Genomic DNA, 20,725 nt, shown 5'->3' with positions numbered 1-20,725 from the left:
GCAGCGGCAATCGGTCGCCCCTTGCGGCTTGGTTCAACGGCCATCTGCCGTTAAGGTGTGACAACATTTGTTGCACAGAGGCAGACATGACTGAAATTGCATTGGTAGTGGGCGCCAGTGGCATCGTCGGCAGCGCGGTCACCCGTGTACTGGCCGAGAACACCAACTGGAAAGTCGCGGGCCTGTCCCGCGCGCCCAAACTGGCCCCTGGTATCATCCCGGTAGCCGCCGACCTGCAAGACCCAGCCGCCGTGGCCGGCGCCCTCGCCGGCCTCAACCCTACCCACCTGTTCATCACCACCTGGTCGCGCCAGGCCACCGAAGCCGAGAACATTCGGGTGAACGCTGCCATGGTGCGCAACGTGCTCGATGCCCTGCGCGGTTCGCGCAGCCTGCGCCATGTGGCGCTGGTGACCGGCTTGAAGCACTACCTGGGGCCGTTCGAGGCCTACGGCCAAGGCACGCTGCCGCAGACGCCATTCCGCGAAACCCAGCCCCGCCTCGACGTGGAGAATTTCTATTACGCCCAGGAAGATGAAGTATTCGCCGCCGCCAAGCGCGACCATTTCACCTGGAGCGTGCACCGCCCCCACACCATCACGGGCGTGGCGGTCGGCAATGCCATGAACATGGCTACCACCCTGGCGGTGTACGCCAGTGTCTGCAAGGCCACCGGCCGGCCGTTCGTGTTCCCGGGCTCGCGGGTACAGTGGGACAGCCTCACCGACATGACCGACGCGCGCATTCTGGCGCGGCAACTGCTGTGGGCCTCGACCACGCCAGCGGCCGCCAACGAAGCGTTCAACGTGACCAACGGCGACGTGTTCCGCTGGAGCTGGATGTGGTCACGCATCGCTGAATGGTTTGGCCTGGAGGCGGCGCCTTTCCCGGAGCAACCGCAACCGCTGGCCACGCAGATGGCCGACGACCAGGCCGTGTGGAGCCAGTTGGCCGCCGACCATGGGCTGGTGGAAAAGGATATTCAACGGTTGGTTTCGCCGTGGCACACGGACGCCGACCTGGGGCGGCCGGTGGAGGTAGTGACCGACATGTCCAAGAGCCGCCGGCTGGGCTTCACTGACTTCCAGGCCAGTGACCAGGCCTTCTTCGACGTGTTCGCGCAGCTACGTGTGGAGCGCCTGATCCCCTGAGGCCGGACGAAGCTCGGGAAGAAGCCCGCCAGGCCAGCGGCGCGGTCCCCTTCCCGAGTTGGCGCTGCTGTTCTTCAGCCAGAGCCGCTGGCTCAGTCGTCCAGGGACTGCGGCGCGGCCTTGCTGGCCTTGGCGCCCTTGGCAGGCTTGCCGCTGGCAGGCTCCGCGGCCGGCGCCGCCTGCGCGGGCGCTGCAGCTTCCTTCTCCGCCATCGGCATGGCGTCTACGGCGTCAAAGATTTCCTTGAGCTCGACGCGCCCGCTCTTCTCCAGCTTCTTGCCACCGTCCTTGCCTACCAGAATGGTTTTCGGCAATTCGCCGGCCCCCAGGCTCAGGCTGCGGATCAATGCCATGGTGGCCTGCGGGTCGAGGTTCTTGCCGTCACGCTGGCCGATGGTATTGACCACGGTGTACAGCACCATGTTGCGCTGTGTGAAGCCTTGCTGATTGGCCGGTTCCTTGAGCGCGTCCTTCAAATGCACCAGGTCCGGGTCCACGGAACTGCGCGCAATGATGATCAAGGGCCGGGTCTTGCCCTGCTCCTGGGCCAGCGGCGAGTCGCTATCGACTGCCAGCACGGGACCGGCGACAGCAACGAGGGCAGCGAAGGCCAGAGACCGAATGAGCATGTATACCTCCATTTCCAATTGACGCCCTAGAGACTACAGGGCTGGGCGAAAGGTCCGGCTTAGTGCGTTGAATTTGTAAGTTTTTTGGTCTTGCTGCGGTGAAGCTTAGGCGACCTTGCCTGACACGCAAGGGGCCGGACCGCCGATGACCTGCCTGAAGCCGCGCCGCCTGTATCGACTCCCAAATATTTGTGTACCAAAAATTTACCCAGGTTTTACCCCTCGGGCGCCCCGCGTGCGGCGCAGGTTCTGCATAATCGGGCCTTTCATCCTGTCAAAGCCGAATAGTCATGTCATTACTGCCGTTTTCCTTTGCCCGTCTTGCCCGCCCTCTCGCCCTGAGCGTAGCCCTGGCCGCCCTGGCCGCTTGCAGCAGCCCGCCACCTGCCGACGATGACGGCATGGTCTCGCTGCAGGAATACCTCAAGACCGCCTATAACCCCGGCGTGGCCAACAAACTGGACGGCTGGGCCACCCGTTGGGCCTGGGGCAACCACCAGATCGACTTGTCGTTGCTGGTGCCAGCAGGCCAGAAAAACGTGCCGCTGGTGGTCTACTTGCCCGGCCTGGGTGAAGACGACAGCGCCGGCCAGTTGTGGCGTCAGAGCTGGGGCAACGCCGGCTACGCCGTGCTGACTGTGCAACCGACCCGTTACGACTCTTCGGTCTATAAAACCCCTGATGCCCAGGCCGGCGCCTTTCGCGGCATTGCCGCCAACAGTTACGCCGATGCGGCGCTGCAAGCGCGGGTCGCTGAAGTCGTCACGGTGCTGGCCGAGGTACGCCGCCGCGGCCTGGCCGGTGAAGCCGGCTTCAACGCCGTGGACGTGCAACGCACCGTGGTCGCCGGTTATGACCTGGGCGCGCAGACCGCCGCCGCCCTGGCAGGCGAGCACGACGATGGCCAGGCGCGCCTGAGCCAATGGCGCCCGCTGGGGGCCATTGTGCTGAGCCCGTATGTGGCGGCCGGTGCGGACCCCGCCCGTTTCGCCCATATCGACACCCCGCTGCTGTCGGTCACCGGGCCGCTGGACGAAGACCCGTTCAGCTGGGTCGCCAGTGCCCAGCAGCGCTTCGCCCTGTTTGACGGCCTGGGCGCCAGCGGTGGCTACCAGCTACGGCTGCAGGACGCCAGCCACAAGGACCTGTCGGGTACCTTGGTGCATGCCGGCAAGCCCGCTGGCCGCGCCCATGACGAAGGTGGCGAGGGCGGCGGCCCTGGCGGCCCCGGCGGCGGTGGCGGTGGCGGTGACCGCCATGGCGCAGGCAAACCTGCCGACCCAGGCGTCGACCGCCGCCAGGCCGCCAGCGTCGCGGCCATTACCACCGCCTGGCTGGACGCCACGGTCAAACAGACCCCCGCGGCCCAGCAGTGGCTCGACCAGCAGGCCGGGCAATGGTTGGGGCCAGTGGGCCGGCTGGAACACAAGGCGGCCGCCATTCGTTGAGCCACACGGCTTGACAGCCTGATCCCGTGGCACTGAAGATCGAAGATAGGAAGCTAACGGTTTCGTTGGCTTCCCGTCCTCAGCTCTGCATTCGGGAACCGGTCAGTGAAAGGCACCTTCCGCTCGCTGCATAATTACAACTACCGCGTCTGGGCCGGCGGCGCGCTGATTTCCAACATTGGCACCTGGATGCAACGCACCGCACAGGATTGGCTGGTGCTGGTGCAGTTGACCCATGAAAGCGCCACCGCCGTGGGTATCGTCATGGCGCTGCAGTTCGGCCCTTACCTGCTGCTGATGCCCTTCACGGGCCTGGCCGCCGACCACTTCGACCGGCGCAGGCTGGTGATGACCACCCAGGCATTGTCCGGCGTCCTGGCGCTGGCGTTGGGGGTACTGACCCTGACCGGCATGGTGCAGCTATGGCATGTCTACGTCTTCGCTTTCCTGTTCGGGTGCGTCAGCGCATTCGATTCCACGGCGCGCCAGACCTTCGTCGCTGAGCTGGTGGGCGACAAGCACCTGTCCAATGCCGTGGCCCTCAATTCCACGTCCTTCAACGCCGCGCGCATGATCGGCCCGGCAGTGGCCGGCGTGCTGATCGCCGCCATTGGCAGCGGTTGGGTGTTCCTGCTCAATGCGGCGTCGTTCGGTGCCGTGCTGCTGTCCTTGCGCTGGCTGCGCCTGGATGAACTGCGCACCCTCAAGCGCAGCAAGGGCACCCGTGCCAGCCTGAGTGAAGGGTTCAGCTACGTGCGCAGCCGCCCGGACCTGCTGGCGATTTTATGGATGTACTTCCTGATCGGCACCTTCGGGCTGAACTTTCCCATCTTCATTTCCACCATGTCGGTCAGCGTGTTTCACCAGGGCCCCAGTCAGTACGGGGTGCTGTCTTCGTGCCTGGCGGTAGGTTCGGTGCTGGGCGCCCTGCTCTCGGCCAGCCGCACCAACCCGCGCCTGGGGATGTTGCTGGTGGGTGCGCTCTTGTTCGGCGTGGGCACCGGGTTGGCGGCGCTGATGCCGGGCTACTGGTGGTTTGGCCTGACGCTGACGGCGGTGGGCGTGTCGGCACAGACCTTCACCACCACGGCGAACAGCACCGTGCAATTGTCCACAGACCCGCTGATGCGAGGCCGGGTCATGGCCATTCTGCTGGCGATTTCGGTGGGTGGCACCCCGCTGGGCGCGCCTATCGTCGGCTGGGTCGCGGATGTCTGCGGGCCACGCTGGGCCTTGGGCATTGGCGCGGCTTCGGGGCTGCTGGCAGCGGCCGTGGCGGTGCGCTACATGGTCAAGTACCGCGGGTTGCGGGTGTGGATCGAGGGGCGCCGGCTGCGCCATAGCATGGACGCGCTGTCGTGATGGCCTGCAGCGGACCCGGCCGCGTCACAGGCACCCCCCATCAGGCACACCGCATTCACGGCTGGCGCGGTGTGCCTGTGACTGCGCGGCGGTCGTGACGCGGCCGGGTCCGCTGCTACCGGGTGGCGTTACTTGTACGTAACACCGAGCGAGGCCAGCGCGTCCCAGTACCGCGGGTAGGTCTTGCCTACGCACAGCGGGTCCTGGATACGGATACCCGCCACCTTCAAGCCGGCCAGGGCAAAGCACATGGCGATGCGATGGTCGGAATGGGTGTCGATCAGCGCGTCCACCGTGGTGCCGGCCAGGGCTGGGTCGGCGTGGACCAGCAGGTCATCGCCTTCCACCGTCGACAGGCCCGGGCGAATGGCATTCAGGCCATCGTCCAGGGCGGCCACGCGGTCGCATTCCTTGACGCGCAGGTTGGCCAGTTCGACGAAACGCACCGGCGTGCGGTTGAACGCGGCCAGCACCGCCAGGGTGGGAATGGCGTCTTGCATCTGTGAACCGTTGATCACCGCCGGCATGTTCGGGAACTGCGCGATGCAGGCCTGCGCCGCCGCATCCGGCTGGGTGAAGGCGTCGTCGGCGACGCCCAGGTCGATGCGCCCACCGGTCAGCGCCTGGGCGGCCCACAAGTAGGTGGCGGCCGAGGCATCCGGTTCGATGAAGTAGTCACCGGCCACATAGCCGGTGGGCTGCACGCGCCAGGTAACGTCGTCCACTTGCGCCACCTGGGCGCCGAAGGCACGCATGCAGGCCAGGGTCAGGTCCACGTAGCCACGCGCGCCGATGTCCTTGCCGGTCAGGGCCACGTCGATGGGCGCGGTGCCGCAGGCAGCCACCATCAACAGCGCCGACACGTACTGGCTGGACAGGCCACCGTCGATTTCGAAACGCTGGGCCTGCAGGCGGCCCGTGCCCTTGACCTGCACCGGTGGGCAGCCCGTGGCGCTGTGCACGTCCACGCCACCGGCGCGCAGCGATGCCAGCAACGGCCCGATGGGGCGCTTCTGCATGTAGTGGTCGCCGTCCAGGGTAACGTCGCCTTCGACAGTGGCCACGGCCGCGGTCAGGAAGCGCACGGCAGTACCGGCATTGCCCAGGAACAGCGGCGCGTCGGGCACCTGCAGTTGCCCGGTGCTGGTGACCACGAAAGTGGTGTCGTCCGGCTCCTCGATAACCACGCCCATCTGCCGCAGCGCGTTGGACATGTGACGGGTGTCGTCGCTCTTCAGCGCGCCATCCAGGCGGCTGGTGCCCTTGGCCAGGGCCGCCAGCAACAGGGCGCGGTTGGTGATCGATTTCGAGCCGGGTGGCGAAACCTGCCCATTCAATGCGACGCCTGGCGGGATCACCGTGATTGTTTGTTGCGCAGTCATTTGTTCAACACTCCCCAGTTCAATACCTTGCCAGCGGATACACCACCGCAATAAAGATTCCCATCATGCCATTTCTGCGCGGGCAGATCAGCCCTTTGCTTGCACCCTGTCGCACGCTGGGTCTAGGCTGGAACGCTTTCATGGACATTTCGGTACATTTTCCGTCGACAGGAGCGCTGCATGAACACCGTCAACCTGGGCAATACCGGCCTCAAGGTCTCGCCGCTGGCGCTGGGCTGCATGACCTATGGCGTGCCCAACCGTGGCAAACACCCCTGGACCCTGGACGAAGACACCAGCCGGCCGCTGATCAAGACCGCGGTGGAACTGGGCATCAATTTCTTCGACACGGCCAATAGCTATTCCGACGGCACCAGCGAGGAAATCGTCGGCCGCGCGCTGCGTGACTACGCCCGGCGGGACGAGATCGTGATCGCCACCAAGGTGTATTTCCCTCTGCGCGCGGCACCCAACGTGGGCGGCCTGTCGCGCAAGGCAATCTTCGCCGAGATCGACAACAGCCTGCGGCGCCTGGGCACCGACTACGTCGACCTGTACCAGATTCACCGCTGGGACTACGCCACGCCCATCGAGGAAACCCTGGAAGCCCTGCACGATGTGGTCAAGGCCGGCAAAGCCCTGCACATTGGTGCATCGTCCATGCACGCCTGGCAGTTCGCCAAGGCCCTGGCGACGTCCGAGCGCCATGGCTGGACGAAATTCGTCTCCATGCAGAACCACCTGAATCTGATCAACCGTGAAGAAGAACGCGAAATGCTGCCGCTGTGCCGTGACGCGGGCATCGCCGTGCTGCCCTGGAGCCCCCTGGCCCGTGGCCGTCTGACCCGCGATTGGGATCAGAGCACCGTACGCACCGAAACCGACGACTACGGCAAAAGCCTGTACCAGCCGCACACCGAGGCGTGTGACCGGCAGATCGTCGAAGCCGTGGCCAGGGTCGCCGCCGCCCGTGGCGTACCCCGTGCGCAGGTCGCATTGGCATGGGTGATGCAAAGCCCAGGCGTGACCGCACCACTGGTGGGCGCCTCCCGGGCGGAGCACCTGACCGATGCGGTGGCGGCGTTGTCGTTGAAGCTCACGGACGAGGAAATCGAGAAGTTGCAGGCGCCCTATATCCCCCACGCGGTGGTGGGCTTTACCTGAGTCATTGGCTTGCCGGCCATTCCCTGTGGGGCCTGGCGAAGCGCCGGGAACGGGCGACGCGAAATGCCTGAAGCACCGCGCCGCGTTTTTCCCGAGCGTCGCCCGGCCCTGCAGCGGGGCGTCGTGGCGGCGTTGCAACGCTGGTCATTGTCATACGACGTCTGATAACCTCGGAGGAACAATAACAAGGAGTTCGCCCATGCCCTCCCCCCTCGCACGCCTGGCCCGTCGGACCCTTCCCTTCCTCTTCGTCCTGTCGAGTCAGCTCACCATGGCCTCTACCTTCGTCTACGTCTCCAACGCCACCGATGGCACCCTCTCTGCTTTCCGCCTGGACGCCAGCAGCGGCACGCTCACCCCAGGCGCCGTCACCCAGGCAGGCCCCACCGTGATGCCGCTGGCTGTCCACGGTAACTACTTGTTCGCCGCCGTGCGCTCAAAACCCTACAAGGTCCAGACCTTCAGCATCGCCCCCGGCGACGGCCACCTGACCAAAATCAGTGAAAGCCCGACGCCCGACAGCTATGCCTATATTTCCCTGGACCAGACCGGGCGGTACCTGTTCGGTGTGTCCTACGACAATGACATCGTCACCGTCACCGCTGTCGATGACGGCAAGGTTGCCCCCGAGCCCCTGCAGACCTTGAAGACTGCGCAGAATGCCCATTCGGTACGCATCGACCAACAGAACCGTACCCTGCTGGTGGCCAACCTGGGCGGCGAGCGCGTGTTGCAATACCACTTCGACAGCCACACGGGCGCGCTCGCCCCCTACACCCCCGACCACCTGCCCGCACCCGCTGGCCTGGGCCCCCGCCACCTGGTCTTCGCCCCGGACAACCGCTTCGTGTATGTGCTGGATGAACTGCAGGCCAAGGTCATCAGCTATGCACTGGATGCCCACAGCGGCCAACTGACCGAGGTCGCCGTGGCCAGCAGCCTGCCCGCCGACACTGCGCTCAAACCCGGAGCGCCGCGCGGCCCCTCACGCGTGGGCACACCGGCCATGCAGCCGCACGCCGATAACAGCCAGGACATCTGGGCCGCCGACATCCACGTGACCCCGGACGGCAATTACCTGTACACCAGCGAACGCACCAGCAGCGTGCTGGCCGCTTTCAAGGTCGACAAGGCCCACGGCACCCTGACCCCGGTCGGCACCTTTGCCACCGAACAGCAGCCACGGGGTTTCGCCATCACGGCCGACAGCCGTCACCTGATCTGCAGTGGCGAGAAGTCCCAGCAGCTGTCGGTGTTCGACATCGATCCGGCCAGCGGACGTCTCACGCTCAATGGCCGCTACCCGGTGGGCAATGGCGCCAACTGGGTGGAAATCGTCGACCGATAAACCTTCGAAGCCCTGGCAAGCCGGGGCTTATTTCGTTTCACCGAAAAAAGGCGAAAAATATTCTAATAACGCCGCAACTTATCGGCTAAAAATCAACTTTTTTGCGTCCACACGCGGGTAAGCTTTCCCTATCGCCCCACTGGAAGAAAGGGAAAGCCCCCATGCCCACCGACCCGCTGTATTTCGATTACGCCGCCACTACCCCCGTCGACGACCGCGTGATCGCGGCCATGGTGGCGTGCCTTGGCCAGAGCGGCACTTTCGGCAACCCGGCGTCCAGCTCGCACACCTATGGCCAGCGCGCACGCCAGGCCGTGGAACTGGCCCGTCGCCAGGTGGGTGAACTGATCGGTGCTGGCGCCGACAGTCTGGTCTGGACCTCGGGTGCCACCGAATCGAACAACCTGGCACTCAAGGGCATCGCTGCCACCGCCCCGGCCAATCGCCGACACATCATCACCAGCAGCCTGGAACACAAGGCTATCCTCGACACCGTCAGCGAACTGGAGCAACAAGGCTTTCGCATCACCCGCCTGCGCCCGGACGCCCACGGCCTGATCCAGCCCCAGGCCGTTGCCAGCGCCCTGGCCGACGATACCCTGCTGGTCTCGCTGATGCTGGTCAACAACGAACTGGGCACCCTCACCGACGTGGCCACCATCGGCCAGATCGTCCGTGACCACGGCGCCCTGCTGCACGTGGACGCGGCCCAGGGCACCGGCAAGGTCGCCATCGACCTGGCCCGCTGGCCGGTGGACCTGTTGTCCATGTCAGCCCACAAGAGCTACGGCCCCAAGGGCATCGGCGCTCTGTACGTGGGGGACCGCGCACGGCCTGCCCTGCGCGCGCAGATACATGGCGGTGGCCATGAACAGGGCTTGCGATCCGGTACCCTGGCCACCCACCAGATCGTCGGCATGGGTAGCGCCTACGCCTTGGCGGCCCTGCACCAGGAAGAGGAAACCCAGCGCCTGCACGGTTTGTCGGCGCGCCTGCGTGACGGCTTGTTGCAACTACCGGGTGTGCGTCTGAATGGTTGTCCGGACCAGCGCATTCCTCACACGTTGAACCTGTGCATCGATGTGCCGGGGTTCAACAGCGCAACGTTGGCCAACGACCTGGCATTGTCATCGACCTCGGCGTGCAACTCGGCCAGCGCCGGGCCCTCCCATGTGCTGGTGGCCATTGGCTTGAGTGCGGAACAGGCCCAGCGCAGTGTTCGGTTGAGCCTGGGGCGCTTTACCACGGACGCCGACGTCGACCGCGCCATTGAAGTCATCGGCCAAGCCGTGAGCGCTCCGCCACCGTTGTGGTGATGCTGGTTTACAACCGGCACCGTCGAGCGGGGCCCCGCGCAGCACCTCAGCTAGCGCGTTCGAGTACCGTCAGCAGGTCGACGAACTGCGACGTCAGTTTGTGCCGCGGTTCCAGGTGAATCAGCGGCACCGACGCCTCATGGGACTCGCGCATCTTCACCGAGCTGCTGATATACACCGGCAACACGGGCAGTTGCTCGCCGACCAGTTCGTTGATCAGGTTCTGGTGCAGGCTGGCGCGGCTGACAAACTGGTTGACGACAATCCCCTCCACCACCAACGACTCGTTATGGTCGCCACGCAGATCAGCGACCTGCTCGATGACGCTGTACAAGGCTTGGCGCGAGAAACTGTCGCAGTCGAAGGGGATCAGCACCCGGTCCGCAGCGATCAGCGCGCTGAAGGTGTAGAAGTTCATCGCCGGCGGCGTGTCGATGTAGATGCGTTCGTAATCTTGCGAAAGGTCCACCAGCAGGCGGCGCAGCTTGTTGATCTTGAACTTGGCTTCGAGTTTTGGCTGCAAGTCCGCCAGCTCCGGGCTGGCGGTGACCAGGTGGAGGTTATCGTAGGCGGTTTCACAAATCTCGACGCGGCTTTTCTTGCTGGCCAGCCCGCCAGACAGGGTCTGCTTGAAAAAGTCGGCGATGCCCACCGGAATGTCATCCCCCATCAACCCGGTCAGGTAATGAGTGGAGTTGGCCTGGGCATCCAGGTCCACCAACAGCGTTCGATAGCCCTCGGCGGCACTGACCGCCGCCAGGTTGCAGGCGATGCTCGACTTGCCAACGCCCCCTTTCTGATTAAACACAACACGACGCATGGGCTGTTGGATCCGCGAAAAGAAAAAACATTAGCAAGCTAATATTTCAGTTTCATTGCAGCGCGGTGACAGCCGTGACTCCTCCGTCAAATCGCGACCATGACGCGGTCACGCCCGGCTTCCTTACCGCGATAAAGCGTCTGGTCGGCGCGGTTGAGTGCATCCCGAAACGCCTCCCCGGGCTGCAACGCTGCCACGGCCAGGGTCGCCGTGATGGTCAGCCCGGCGCCTTGGACCTGGCCTGCGTATTCTCGGATGTGGGCCAACACTCTATCGGCCACCTGCCGGGCCTCCTGCACGGTGGTGTTGGGCATCAGCACCAGAAACTCCTCGCCTCCCCAACGGGCGGCGATATCCGTGTCGCGCACGCAGGCGGCGATGCTGTCGGCGACCCGCTGCAGCACCCGGTCGCCGAAGTCGTGACCGTGGCGGTCATTGATCTGTTTGAAGTGGTCCACATCCAGCAACACGATGGCGGTCGAGCCTGCCGGGGGTTCGGTGCCGATCTGGCGCAAGCGCTGCAGCACCCGGCGCCGGGTGTACAGGCTCGTCAGGCTGTCGCGGTGGGCGGTGTGAAACAGCTGCAACTGCATGGACAAGGTGAAGCGAACCGACAGGTAGGTGGCGTGCAGCAACAGGCCCACGGCAGTCAACGCATTGCCGATGCCGAAGGCCTCGGTCAGCCCGTCGCTGATCGCCGTGGCCACGCCTGTCTGGCGGCGCAACGCATAGCCGCCGACAGCGACCACCACGATCGCCAGGCTCAACCCCCGGCGACGCAGCGGCGCGTTCTGGAAACTGAAGGCAATGATCGGCACCAGGCAGAACAGGTAGAAGTAGAAATTGCTGTCCCACCCCACCATCCACGTGGCGACGACGGCGTGGCCGATGATCTCCAGGCTCAGCAGCATCCCGGCGGTCTGCAGGCGCCCGCGGGCAATGGCGCGCAGGCAGACAACATATACGAGGATGCTGACGGCGTTGGCGCCCAACAGCACTGGAATCTTCAGAAACAGAAACAGCGCGAACAACAGGATATGGATGGCGAAGGCAATCCAGACGATGGGAATGATGTGTTTCCAGAACTGCGTGGTTGCATCCTGCAAGACCTGGGCGCGGTCGTCAGCGGAAAGGCTGTTCATCAAGGTGTCTCGCAGGCAACGGTGAAGGGGCAGTCAGCACGATTGATGTCGGCTGGCAGTGGCGCGACTTGATGCTGCAGCGCGCGACGGCACGCAAAATAGTTCGTCTGCTGGCACTTTCAGAGTAGGCCAGGCGGTGGGCCGTGCGGTGGCCCTGGACGCTCGCCCTTTGCCCGGGTTGCCAAACGCCATCCCCTGCTGTGTACTGCCCACCAGTCTTGAAAAAAGGAAGCACCCGTCATGAAGATCGCCTTTCTCGGCCTGGGCACCATGGGCCTGCCCATGGCCGCCAACCTGCTCAATGCCGGCTACTCGGTGCGTGCCTGGAACCGCTCGCCGCAGCCGGTGGAAAAACTGGTGGCCCTGGGCGCCGTGGCGGCCGCCAGCCCGCGTGAAGCGGTGGAGGATGCCGATGTGCTGATCTCGATGCTCGCCGACGACGCCGCGACCCTGGATACCCTGGTCGATGCCCAGGCCCTGCCGGCACTCAAGCACGGGGCGATACACATCAACATGGCCACGGTGTCGGTGGGCCTGGCCAACTTGCTGGCCGCGCTGCACCTGCAACACGGCACGTCCTATATCGCTGCCCCGGTGCTGGGCCGGGTCAATGTCGCCGAAGCCGGGCAGTTGCAGATTCTGGCCGCCGGGCATGCCGCGGCGCTGGCGGCGGTGCAGCCGCTGTTCGACGTGCTCGGGCAGAAGACCTGGGCCCTGGGCGACCGCCCGGAACAGGCGAATGCGGTGAAGCTGTCGGTGAACTTCATGATTGCCAGCGCGATCGGCACCCTCGGCGAAGCCGCTGCACTGGCTGAGGGTTATGAGGTGGACAAGGGGGTACTGATCGACCTGGTCACCTCCACCCTGTTCGCTGCCCCGGTGTACAAGGGCTACGGTGAGGCTATCGCCCAGGAGCGCTTCGAGCCGGCGGGCTTCAAGCTGGCGCTGGGCCTCAAGGACGTGCGCCTGGCCATGGACGCGGGCGAGAAAGCCAATGTGCCCTTGCCCCTGGCGAGCACCTTGCGTGACGCGCTGATCGAAGGCGTGGCCCACGGCGATGGCCAGCTCGATTGGGCAGCCCTGTCGCGCACCGCCGCGCGCCGCGCCGGGCAAGCCTGACCCGTGGACGCCGACGCCCTTGCCCAGGCCAGTGTTTTCCTGGCCGGCCTGGACGACGACTGGGCCGGCCACATCGCACGGGTGGGGCCCTGTGGGCATGCGCCAAAGCCGGCGCGTGAACCCTATGAAGCGCTGATCCGGGCCATTGCCTACCAGCAACTGCATGCCAAGGCGGGTGACGCCATACTGGGCCGGTTGCTGGCGTTGTACCCCGACACCGCTTTCCCCAGCCCCCGGCAACTGCTGCACACCGACCCGGCATTGCAGCGTGCCTGCGGGTTTTCCGCGGCCAAGCTGGCCACGATCCGGGCGATTGCCCAGGCCAGCCTGGACGGCGTGGTGCCACGCCGCGCCGATGCGGTGCTGCTGACGGATGAAGACTTGATCAACCGCTTGAGCGCCTTGCGCGGCATAGGCCGGTGGACGGTGGAGATGTTCCTGATCTACACCCTGGAGCGCGGGGATATCCTTCCGGTGGACGACTTCGGCGTGCGCGAGGGCTATCGGCGCCTCAAGCGGCTGCCCAAGGCGCCCACGCCTGGGCAGATGCGTGAGCTGGGAAAGGCTTGGGCACCCTGGCGGACGGTGGCGGCGTGGTACCTGTGGCGGTGCACTTGAATCCTGCCTGGTCGCGTCGGCGGTGCATGCGGTGTGCCTGACCGCCGCTCAGGCGCCCGCCCCCAAGCGGCTGCCAGGCCCGTAGGCCGCGGCGAAGGCCGGGCGGTCCTGCAGGCGGGCGTACCAGTGGGCGACGTTGGGCCGGCCGGCCCACAGGTGGCTCATGCCCAGGTCTTCCAAGCGCACGACGCTGGGCATCATGGCGATGTCGGCCAAGGTTATCTGCCGGTCGGCCATCCACGGTTTGTCCGCCAGCGCCCGTTCCATGCGCTCCAGCGACTGTTCGATTCGCGCCATCGCCGCCGCCAGCTTCTCGTCGGGGAAGCCTTGGGGGCCTATCTCCAGGGCGAAGTCCTTGCGCAATGGCAAGCGGCTGGCGAAGGCCTGCCGCTGCTCGGGGGTCATGTTGCGCAGGCCGCCGCCAAAAAACTGCTGGAATGACGGGTAGCGGATGGCTGGGGTCATGACTTCGTCCAGGTACACCACCCACGCACGCATGTGCGCCCGGGCCACCGGTTGCACGGGCACCAGCCGCGGGGTGGGGAACACTTCATCCAGGTACTCGTTGATCACGCTGGAGTCGACGATGACCTGGCCGTCATGGACCAAGGCCGGCAGCAAGCCGTTGGGGTTGATGGCCAGGTAGTCGGGCGTCAGGTGCTGGCCCTGGTCCAGGCGCAAGCGCTGGTCGGTGTAGGCGATGCCCTTCTCGGCCAGAACGAAACGCACCCGCTGGCTGCAGGTGGAAACACCTGCGTTGAATAATACGATGTCAGTCATGGCAGATGCTCAGTCGTTGAGAATGGCCACGGCGCGGACGAAGCCGGCCGAAGCGTGTTTGATCTTGTAGGGGAAGCAGGACACCACGAAGCCATCGGCTGGCAGTTGCTCCAGGTTGGCGAGCTTTTCCATCTGCCCGTAGCCAATGTCGCGCCCCGCCTTGTGCCCTTCCCAGATGAGCGCGGCATCCCCAGTGGCGGCGAACCGCTCGCGGGTGTACTTGAACGGTGCGTCCCAGCTCCAGGCGTCGGTACCCACCACGCGCACCCCCCGGTCAAGCAGGTACAGGGTGGCCTCGCGGCCCATGCCCACTCCCGCGTCCAGGTAGCCAGGCTGGCCGAACAGCGCGCCCGCCCGGGTGTTGACCAGCACGATATCCAGGGGCGCCAGCACGTGGCCGATGCGCCGCAGTTCAACCTCGACCTCGGCGGCGCTGACCACATGGCCGTCCGGCAGGTGCCGAAAGTCGAGCTTCACCCCGGGTTGCAGGCACCATTGCAGCGGCAGTTCATCAATGCCCCAGGCCGGTTTTCCACCGTCGGTGGTGGACGCGTAATGCCAGGGCGCGTCCATGTGGGTACCGCTGTGGGTGGTGAGGGTCAGGCGCTCCGCGGCCCAGGATTCCTGGCCCGGCAACTGCTCCAGGGTCAGGCCCGGGAACATCGCGGCCATCTCCGGCCAGCCCTGCTGGTGGTCCATGTAGTCGATGCGTGGCAGCAACGGGGGCGGGTCGGTCCAGGGGTTGTTCTCCAGGGTCACGGACAAGTCGATGAGGCGGCGTTCAGGCTTCATGGCAGGGGTTTCCTTGTGCGGGGCGACGAGTCACGGCCGGCAGTTCCAGCGCACGGCGCACCAGGGCGCTGGCGCTCCCGTCGTGGCGCAGGCCCAGGGCGCGGGCTTGGGGGGTTTTCAAGGGTGGCTGGCGGCCGAACCGGGCTTCCAGCTGGGCGTCGGGGTGGTAGCTGACCAAGGCCCGGCAGCCATCACCGAAGCGTTCGGCCAGGGCATTCATGACCTGGGCGATGGACAGGTGCAGGACGGGTAGCTGCCAGACCCGCGGGGCGTCAGTCGGCAACGTCAGCTCTGCGGCGCACATCAGGTTGTCGACGCAGCAGCGGGCCGACATCCACCAGGCCGTGGCGGCCGGTGATACGGGACATTGATACGGCTGGCCGGCGGCGACCCTGCGCAGCAGCTCACTCATGAACGCCGAGCACAGCCCGCAGCCGGGGCCAGGACGGGCAACGATGGCGGGCAAACGCAGGGCACGGCCGTCCACTTCACCGCGCCTGGCCAGGTCACTCAAGGCGATTTCCACCATGCGCTTGTGGGCGCCGTAGGACGACTGCGGCGCCGGTACGGCGCTTTCATCCAGGCGCGCGGGCAAATCGGCGCCATACACGGCCACGCTGCTGGCAAACACCAGTACCGGTGGCCGGGCACGGTTGCGCAGCTGCTGCAGCAATTGCAGGCTGGCTTGAAGGTTGACCTCGTAGCCCAGCTCGTACTGCCGCTCGGCCGCCCCGCCTGGAATGCCCACCAGGTGGAACACCACATCGATGCCGTCGGCCAATACGCGGCGCAGCAAGGCCGGGTCGGTGATGCTGCCGATATGCAGGCGTACGCGCGCATCGGCGGGCGCGGCGTCCAGGTTCATGTCCAGCAAACGCAGCGTCGCGATCGGCTGGCCACGCAGTTGGCCCTGCGCCAACAGGCGCTTGACCAGGCCCTGGCCGAGGAAGCCGTTGGCGCCGGTGATCAACACCCGAACGCCTGGGCGATCAGTCATGGGCCGACACCACGCGCTGGTCAATGGCGCCAAATATCGACTGGCCATCCAGGCCAATGACCTCCATGCGCACCCGCTCGCCAAAGCGCAGGAAGCCGGTGCGCGCACTGCCGTGCTCGATCATCTCGATGGCCCGGCGTTCAGCGATGCAAGCCGAACCGACCGATCGGTCGCTATTGGACACGGTGCCTGAGCCTACCAGCGTCCCGGCCCCCAGGCGACGGGTCAGCGCCGCATGGGCGATCAACTGGCCGAAGCTGAAATTCATTTCACCACCGTGAGGGTGGCCGAACCATTCTCCGCCGCGCGCCACCTGCAACGGCAACTGCACGCGCCCCTGGGCCCAGGCTGCCCCCAGTTCGTCCGGCGTGACCGCCACCGGGGCGAAGCTGGACGAGGGTTTGGCCTGCAGGAAGCCGAAGCCGGTGAGCATTTCCCGAGGGGCCAGGGCGCGCAGGCTGACATCATTGACCTGCAGGATCAGACGGACGTGCCCGGCCGCCTGCTCGGCGCTGCAACCCAGAGGTACGTCATCCACCAGCACCACGAACTCGCCCTCGAAGTCGATGCCCTGCGCTTCGCTGGGTAGCTTGAGGTCGTCCTGGGCGCCGTGAAAATCATCCCCTGCGCCTTGGTACATCAACGGGATACGCTCGGCACCTTCGATGGGATCGAGGTTGAAGGCCGTCTGCATCAGGGTGCCGTGGTTGAGGAACGCCGAGGCGTCGCACCACTGGTACGCCCGGGGCAACGGCGCCATGGCCTGAGCGGGGTCGAAGGGCCGGGCAGCGTCAGCGGTGCCCGCTTGCAGGTGCTCATAGAGGGCCTGCAACAAGGGCGCGGTCTCGGCCCAGTGCTCGATGGCATGTTGCAGCGTGGGCGCGATACCCGTGGCGACCGAGTACTGGCTCAGGTCACGGCTAACCACCACCAGCTGACCATCACGGGCGTTGTTTTTGAGTGTGGCTAGTTTCATACACGAGTCCTTGGAGATTCTCGATGAGAACAGGTCATGGGTGAAGCCCTTGATCCGCCTCGAGCAGCCCTTCCAGGCGGGGCAGCGCCATGCACAGCAACGCCACCACCCCCTGCAACAGACCGATTGCGAGCACCGCATGGGGCACCGCCGTCACCTGCCCTGCGCTGATGGCCAGCACCAGCAAAGGACTGACGAACTCGCCCGCGAAAATGGCCGCTGTGAATAGCCCGGTGGCCCGGCCGCGCTGGCTGAACCCCACCTGCGCCATGACCCAGGTGATCAAGGTGGGTAGCATCAGGCCGATGCCCAGGCCATTGATGGCCACGGCCACCACCACGTGCAGATGGCTGCTGGCACTGCCCATCAACACGCCGCCGCAACCGGCGAGCACGAACGCGAGCAGCAGCAGCCGCGCGGGCGAGATTCGACCGATCAGTCGAAAACTCAAGGCACCGGCTACCACGGCCAACTGGTTAGCGCCCATGGTCAGACCGATCTGTTGCGGAGCATCGATACCCAGCAGGCCAAGGACGAACCCGGCCTGCACCGGCACGATGAACAGGCTCGCGCCTGCCAGCAGCGCCAACAGATACAACGGCGCCAGGGCACGCCACGGCAGCGCCTGCTGCCCACGGGCCACCTGTACCGGGGCGACGGGCTCCCACAGCAGGCGCGCCATCAAGGGCAGGAACACCAGCCCTGCTGCGTACAGGGCGAACGGTGCACGCCAGTTATCCTGCCCCAACTGCCCACCCAGCCCCATGAACACCGCCGCCGACAGCGAGGTCGCGACCATCTGCAAGGCAAACAGGCGTTCGCGTCGAGCGCCGCTGTAGTAGTCGCCCATCAAGGTGGTGCAACCGGTCATGATCGCCGCCTCGGCCAGGCCGATGCCGGCCCGGCTGGCGACGATGGCCGGCAGTGACTGCAACCACAAGGGCAGCGTGCCGCACAGGGTGTACAGCAACATGGCCCAGAGCAGCAGCGGCCGGCGCCCTACCCGGTCGGCGATTACCCCCGCGAACGGCGCCAGCAACGCCACCATCAGTGCCGGCAGGGTCAGCGCCACCGGTACCAGCACGGCCACGCCGGGGGTGTCGGCGAAATGCGCCTGCATCCTCGGTAGCACGGGTGCGAGCAACACGGCCCCCAGCACCGGCAGGCAACTGCCCAGCAACAACAGCAGCGACTGCGGCAGGCCTGCCTGGCGGTCAGCCTTCATGGGCCACCTCCAAGGTCAGCGGCCGCACGGCTTCGGCGCGGGAGGCGGTGGCCTGGGCGGCGCCCAGCGGTTCCTCGCGCTGCGTCCGGGGCAGCAGGAAATAGGCCAACGCCGGCAGCAGGATCAGCGCACCGACCATGTTCCACACGAACATGAATGCCAGCAGCACCCCCATGTCGGCCTGGAATTTGATGGGCGAGAACATCCAGGTGCCGACCCCGATGGCCAGGGTCACGCCAGTGAGCATCACCACCTTGCCGGTGAACTGCAACGCCTGGTAGTAGGCCTGGGACAGGCTGGCCCCGGCGCGCATCTGCGCCAGCACGATGCTCATCACGTACAGCGCGTAGTCGACGCCAATGCCTACACCCAAGGCAATCACCGGCAAGGTGGCGACCTTGACCCCGATGCCCAGGGCCACCATCAGCGCTTCACACAGAACCGAGGTGAGCATCAGTGGCAACACCGCGCACAGTACCGCACGCCAGGAACGGAACGTCACCAGGCACAGCAGCACGACGGCGCCATACACGTACCAGAGCATTTCATGGCTGGCCTGCTTGACCACGATATTGGTGGCCGCCTCGATACCCGCGCTGCCGGCCGCCAGCAGGAATTGCGCCTGGTCGCTGTCGTTGGCCCGGGCGAAGGCCTGGACGCTGTCCACCACCCGGGCGAGGGTGTCGGCCTTGTGGTCGGTGAGGTAGGCGTACAGGGTCAGCAGGCTGCAGTCTTCGTTGTACAGGCCACGGGGGGCACCTGCGGTGACCATGTTCAGGGTGGCCTGGTTGTTCAGCAACTCGTACCAGCGCGGGTTGCCTTCTGACAGCCCTACCAGCACCCGGCGGTTGAGCAGCGCCAGGGAGTTGGTCGAATCCACACCGGGCAAGCCGCGCAGTTGCCAGTCCAGGTTGTCCACCCGCTGCAAGGTGTCATAGGTGGAGCAACCACCGGCGGGGGTCTTGACCATCACCGCGAACACGTCGCTGCTGGCGCCGTAGTGGGCCGTCAGGTAAGCGTTGTCCTGGTTGTAGCGCGAATCGGCGCGCAGCTCCGGGGCACCGGCATCCAGGTCGCCGACCTTCAGGTGCAGGCTGACCAGATAGCCGCCGGCCGCCAGCAGCGCCGCCGCCAGCACGCAAACGCTGGCCCAGCGACGCTGGGTGAACAGGTCGAGAAAGCGCCAGGCCGGGTGGCGCACGGCGCCCGCGGCATCCGCCTGCTCGCCGCGCAGGCTGCGCTTGGCCGCCGTGGCGCTGACGCCCACGTAAGACAGCAGCACCGGCAACAGGATCAGGTTGGTGAAGATCAACACCGCCACGCCCAGGCTGGCGATCAGCGCCAGGTCCTGGATGACCTGGATCTTGATGATCATCAGCACCGCGAACCCCACCGCGTCGCACAGCAGCGCCGTGAGCCCGGCCATGAACAACCGGCGGAAGGTAAAGCGCGCGGCCACCAGGCGGTGCATGCCACGGCCGATGTCCTGCATGATGCCGTTCATCTTCTGCGCGCCGTGGCTCATGCCGATGGCAAACACCAGGAACGGTACCAGCACCGAGTACGGGTCCAGTTCAAAGCCCAGCAATGGCAGCAAGCCCAGTTGCCACACCACGGCCACCAGCGAGCAGCTCATCACCAGCGCGGTGCTGCGCAGGCAACGGGTGTAGCCGTACAGCACCACGGCAGTGATGGCGATGGCCGCAGCGAAAAACAGCAGGATCTGGCGCAGGCCATCGATGAGGTCGCCCACCACTTTGGCGAAGCCAGTGATGCGGATTTCGATGCCGTGGCCCTGGTACTGCGTGCGCAACGCCTCCAGTCGCGTGGCCAGGGCACTGTAGTCCAGCGCCTTGCCGTCGGCGGTGGTAGCCAGCAGCGGCACGTAGATAATGCTCGACTGCTGATCGAATGCCACCAATTGGCCAATTTCGTTGGAGCGTTCGACGTTGCGTTTCAGGGCCTCCAGACTGGGGGCCCTGCCATCGTAACCCTCGGGGATCACCGGGCCGCCTTCCAGGCCCTCCTCCGTCACGCCCACCCAGCGGGTGGCCGGGGTCCACAGCGATTTCATGTAGGCACGGTCGACACCGGGCAGCAAGTATACCTGGTCATTGAGTTGCTGCAGGGTGGCCAGGTAGTCCTTGTCGTAGACACTGCCTCGGGTGTTGACCACGGCGATGCGCACGGCATTGCCCAGCCCCGACAGCTCCTGACGGTGGGCCAGGTAGTTGGCGATGAAGGGCTGGTCGCCTGGGATCATCTTCTCGAAGCTGGCGTTGAGGGTCAGGCGCGTGGCCTGCCAGCCCAGTACCGCCGTGGCCAGCAGGCACAGGAGCAAGACGATGCGCCGCTGGTTGAACAGCGCGCGTTCCAGCAACGAGCCGGAACGGCTGTCGAAATCGGCCAGGCGGCCGCTGGGCCGCTGCGCCGGGGAAGCACTGGGGGCGTGCATG

The 20,725-nt window shown here is 65.8% G+C and carries 18 protein-coding genes; 8 read left to right on the top strand and 10 right to left on the bottom strand.

Annotated features, from left to right (window positions below; genetic code table 11):
- Positions 1–86: 86 nt before the first annotated feature.
- On the top strand, positions 87–1,151 hold the full coding sequence (locus QBK88_RS26695) for an SDR family oxidoreductase (protein ID WP_277964401.1): 1,065 nt from the start codon (positions 87–89) through the stop codon (positions 1,149–1,151).
- Positions 1,152–1,243: 92 nt separating this feature from the next.
- Here QBK88_RS26695 and QBK88_RS26690 read toward each other — a convergent pair whose 3' ends face one another.
- Positions 1,244–1,780: a DUF4174 domain-containing protein gene (locus QBK88_RS26690; protein ID WP_268142112.1), complete on the bottom strand. Its 537-nt coding sequence runs from the start codon at positions 1,778–1,780 to the stop codon at positions 1,244–1,246.
- A gap of 290 nt (positions 1,781–2,070) precedes the next feature.
- Here QBK88_RS26690 and QBK88_RS26685 point away from each other — a divergent pair, with 290 nt between their 5' ends.
- Positions 2,071–3,228 (top strand): alpha/beta hydrolase, encoded by a 1,158-nt coding sequence (locus QBK88_RS26685; protein ID WP_277964400.1) that lies wholly within the window; start codon positions 2,071–2,073, stop codon positions 3,226–3,228.
- A gap of 105 nt (positions 3,229–3,333) precedes the next feature.
- Entirely contained in the window at positions 3,334–4,590 is a 1,257-nt protein-coding gene (locus QBK88_RS26680; protein ID WP_277964399.1) for an MFS transporter, read from the top strand.
- Between the two features lie 128 nt (positions 4,591–4,718).
- Here the strand turns inward: QBK88_RS26680 and QBK88_RS26675 are convergent, their stop codons facing one another.
- Entirely contained in the window at positions 4,719–5,972 is a 1,254-nt protein-coding gene (locus QBK88_RS26675) for a 3-phosphoshikimate 1-carboxyvinyltransferase (protein ID WP_277964398.1), read from the bottom strand.
- Positions 5,973–6,152: 180 nt separating this feature from the next.
- Here QBK88_RS26675 and QBK88_RS26670 point away from each other — a divergent pair, with 180 nt between their 5' ends.
- The 3 genes from QBK88_RS26670 to QBK88_RS26660 all read left to right on the top strand — a co-directional run bounded on the left by QBK88_RS26670 (position 6,153) and on the right by QBK88_RS26660 (position 9,800).
- Positions 6,153–7,136, top strand: a complete 984-nt coding sequence (locus QBK88_RS26670) for an aldo/keto reductase (protein ID WP_277964397.1) — start codon at positions 6,153–6,155, stop codon at positions 7,134–7,136.
- A gap of 199 nt (positions 7,137–7,335) precedes the next feature.
- Positions 7,336–8,484 (top strand): beta-propeller fold lactonase family protein, encoded by a 1,149-nt coding sequence (locus QBK88_RS26665; protein WP_277964396.1) that lies wholly within the window; start codon positions 7,336–7,338, stop codon positions 8,482–8,484.
- A 161-nt stretch (positions 8,485–8,645) separates the two neighbouring features.
- Positions 8,646–9,800 carry an aminotransferase class V-fold PLP-dependent enzyme gene (locus QBK88_RS26660; protein WP_277964395.1) on the top strand — a complete coding sequence of 385 codons (1,155 nt, stop codon included), beginning with the start codon at positions 8,646–8,648 and terminating at the stop codon, positions 9,798–9,800.
- Between the two features lie 46 nt (positions 9,801–9,846).
- Here the strand turns inward: QBK88_RS26660 and QBK88_RS26655 are convergent, their stop codons facing one another.
- On the bottom strand, positions 9,847–10,620 hold the full coding sequence (locus QBK88_RS26655) for a ParA family protein (RefSeq protein WP_277964394.1): 774 nt from the start codon (positions 10,618–10,620) through the stop codon (positions 9,847–9,849).
- A gap of 86 nt (positions 10,621–10,706) precedes the next feature.
- Positions 10,707–11,762, bottom strand: a complete 1,056-nt coding sequence (locus QBK88_RS26650; RefSeq protein WP_277964393.1) for a diguanylate cyclase — start codon at positions 11,760–11,762, stop codon at positions 10,707–10,709.
- A gap of 240 nt (positions 11,763–12,002) precedes the next feature.
- Between QBK88_RS26650 and QBK88_RS26645 the strand changes: the two genes are divergently transcribed.
- Both QBK88_RS26645 and QBK88_RS26640 read left to right on the top strand, forming a co-directional pair.
- A complete protein-coding gene (locus QBK88_RS26645; protein ID WP_268142103.1) occupies positions 12,003–12,881 on the top strand; it encodes an NAD(P)-dependent oxidoreductase in 879 nt (292 codons plus the stop codon).
- A 3-nt stretch (positions 12,882–12,884) separates the two neighbouring features.
- Complete coding sequence (locus QBK88_RS26640) at positions 12,885–13,499, top strand: DNA-3-methyladenine glycosylase family protein (protein WP_277964392.1); 615 nt, start codon at positions 12,885–12,887, stop codon at positions 13,497–13,499.
- Positions 13,500–13,547: 48 nt separating this feature from the next.
- Here QBK88_RS26640 and QBK88_RS26635 read toward each other — a convergent pair whose 3' ends face one another.
- Genes QBK88_RS26635 through QBK88_RS26610 form a run of 6 tightly spaced genes read right to left on the bottom strand, consistent with a single transcriptional unit; the run spans position 13,548 to position 20,724 of the window.
- On the bottom strand, positions 13,548–14,279 hold the full coding sequence (locus tag QBK88_RS26635; RefSeq protein ID WP_277964391.1) for a glutathione S-transferase family protein: 732 nt from the start codon (positions 14,277–14,279) through the stop codon (positions 13,548–13,550).
- Positions 14,280–14,288: 9 nt separating this feature from the next.
- Complete coding sequence (locus QBK88_RS26630) at positions 14,289–15,071, bottom strand: cyclase family protein (protein WP_277964390.1); 783 nt, start codon at positions 15,069–15,071, stop codon at positions 14,289–14,291.
- Positions 15,061–16,068: an NAD-dependent epimerase/dehydratase family protein gene (locus tag QBK88_RS26625; RefSeq protein WP_277964389.1), complete on the bottom strand. Its 1,008-nt coding sequence runs from the start codon at positions 16,066–16,068 to the stop codon at positions 15,061–15,063. The genes QBK88_RS26630 and QBK88_RS26625 overlap by 11 nt, the downstream gene beginning before the upstream one ends.
- Complete coding sequence (locus tag QBK88_RS26620; protein WP_277964388.1) at positions 16,061–17,044, bottom strand: fumarylacetoacetate hydrolase family protein; 984 nt, start codon at positions 17,042–17,044, stop codon at positions 16,061–16,063. The genes QBK88_RS26625 and QBK88_RS26620 overlap by 8 nt, the downstream gene beginning before the upstream one ends.
- Before the next feature lie 34 nt (positions 17,045–17,078).
- The gene (locus QBK88_RS26615) at positions 17,079–18,269 is read right to left on the bottom strand and encodes an MFS transporter (protein WP_277964387.1); all 1,191 of its coding nucleotides are present in this window, start codon (positions 18,267–18,269) and stop codon (positions 17,079–17,081) included.
- Positions 18,259–20,724: an MMPL family transporter gene (locus tag QBK88_RS26610; protein WP_277964386.1), complete on the bottom strand. Its 2,466-nt coding sequence runs from the start codon at positions 20,722–20,724 to the stop codon at positions 18,259–18,261. The genes QBK88_RS26615 and QBK88_RS26610 overlap by 11 nt, the downstream gene beginning before the upstream one ends.
- Between the last annotated feature and the right edge of the window lies 1 nt (position 20,725).

This window comes from Pseudomonas sp. RIT-To-2 (genome assembly GCF_029623465.1).
GTDB lineage: Bacteria > Pseudomonadota > Gammaproteobacteria > Pseudomonadales > Pseudomonadaceae > Aquipseudomonas > Aquipseudomonas silvicola.
This window is presented reverse-complemented; position numbering and strand designations above follow the sequence as displayed.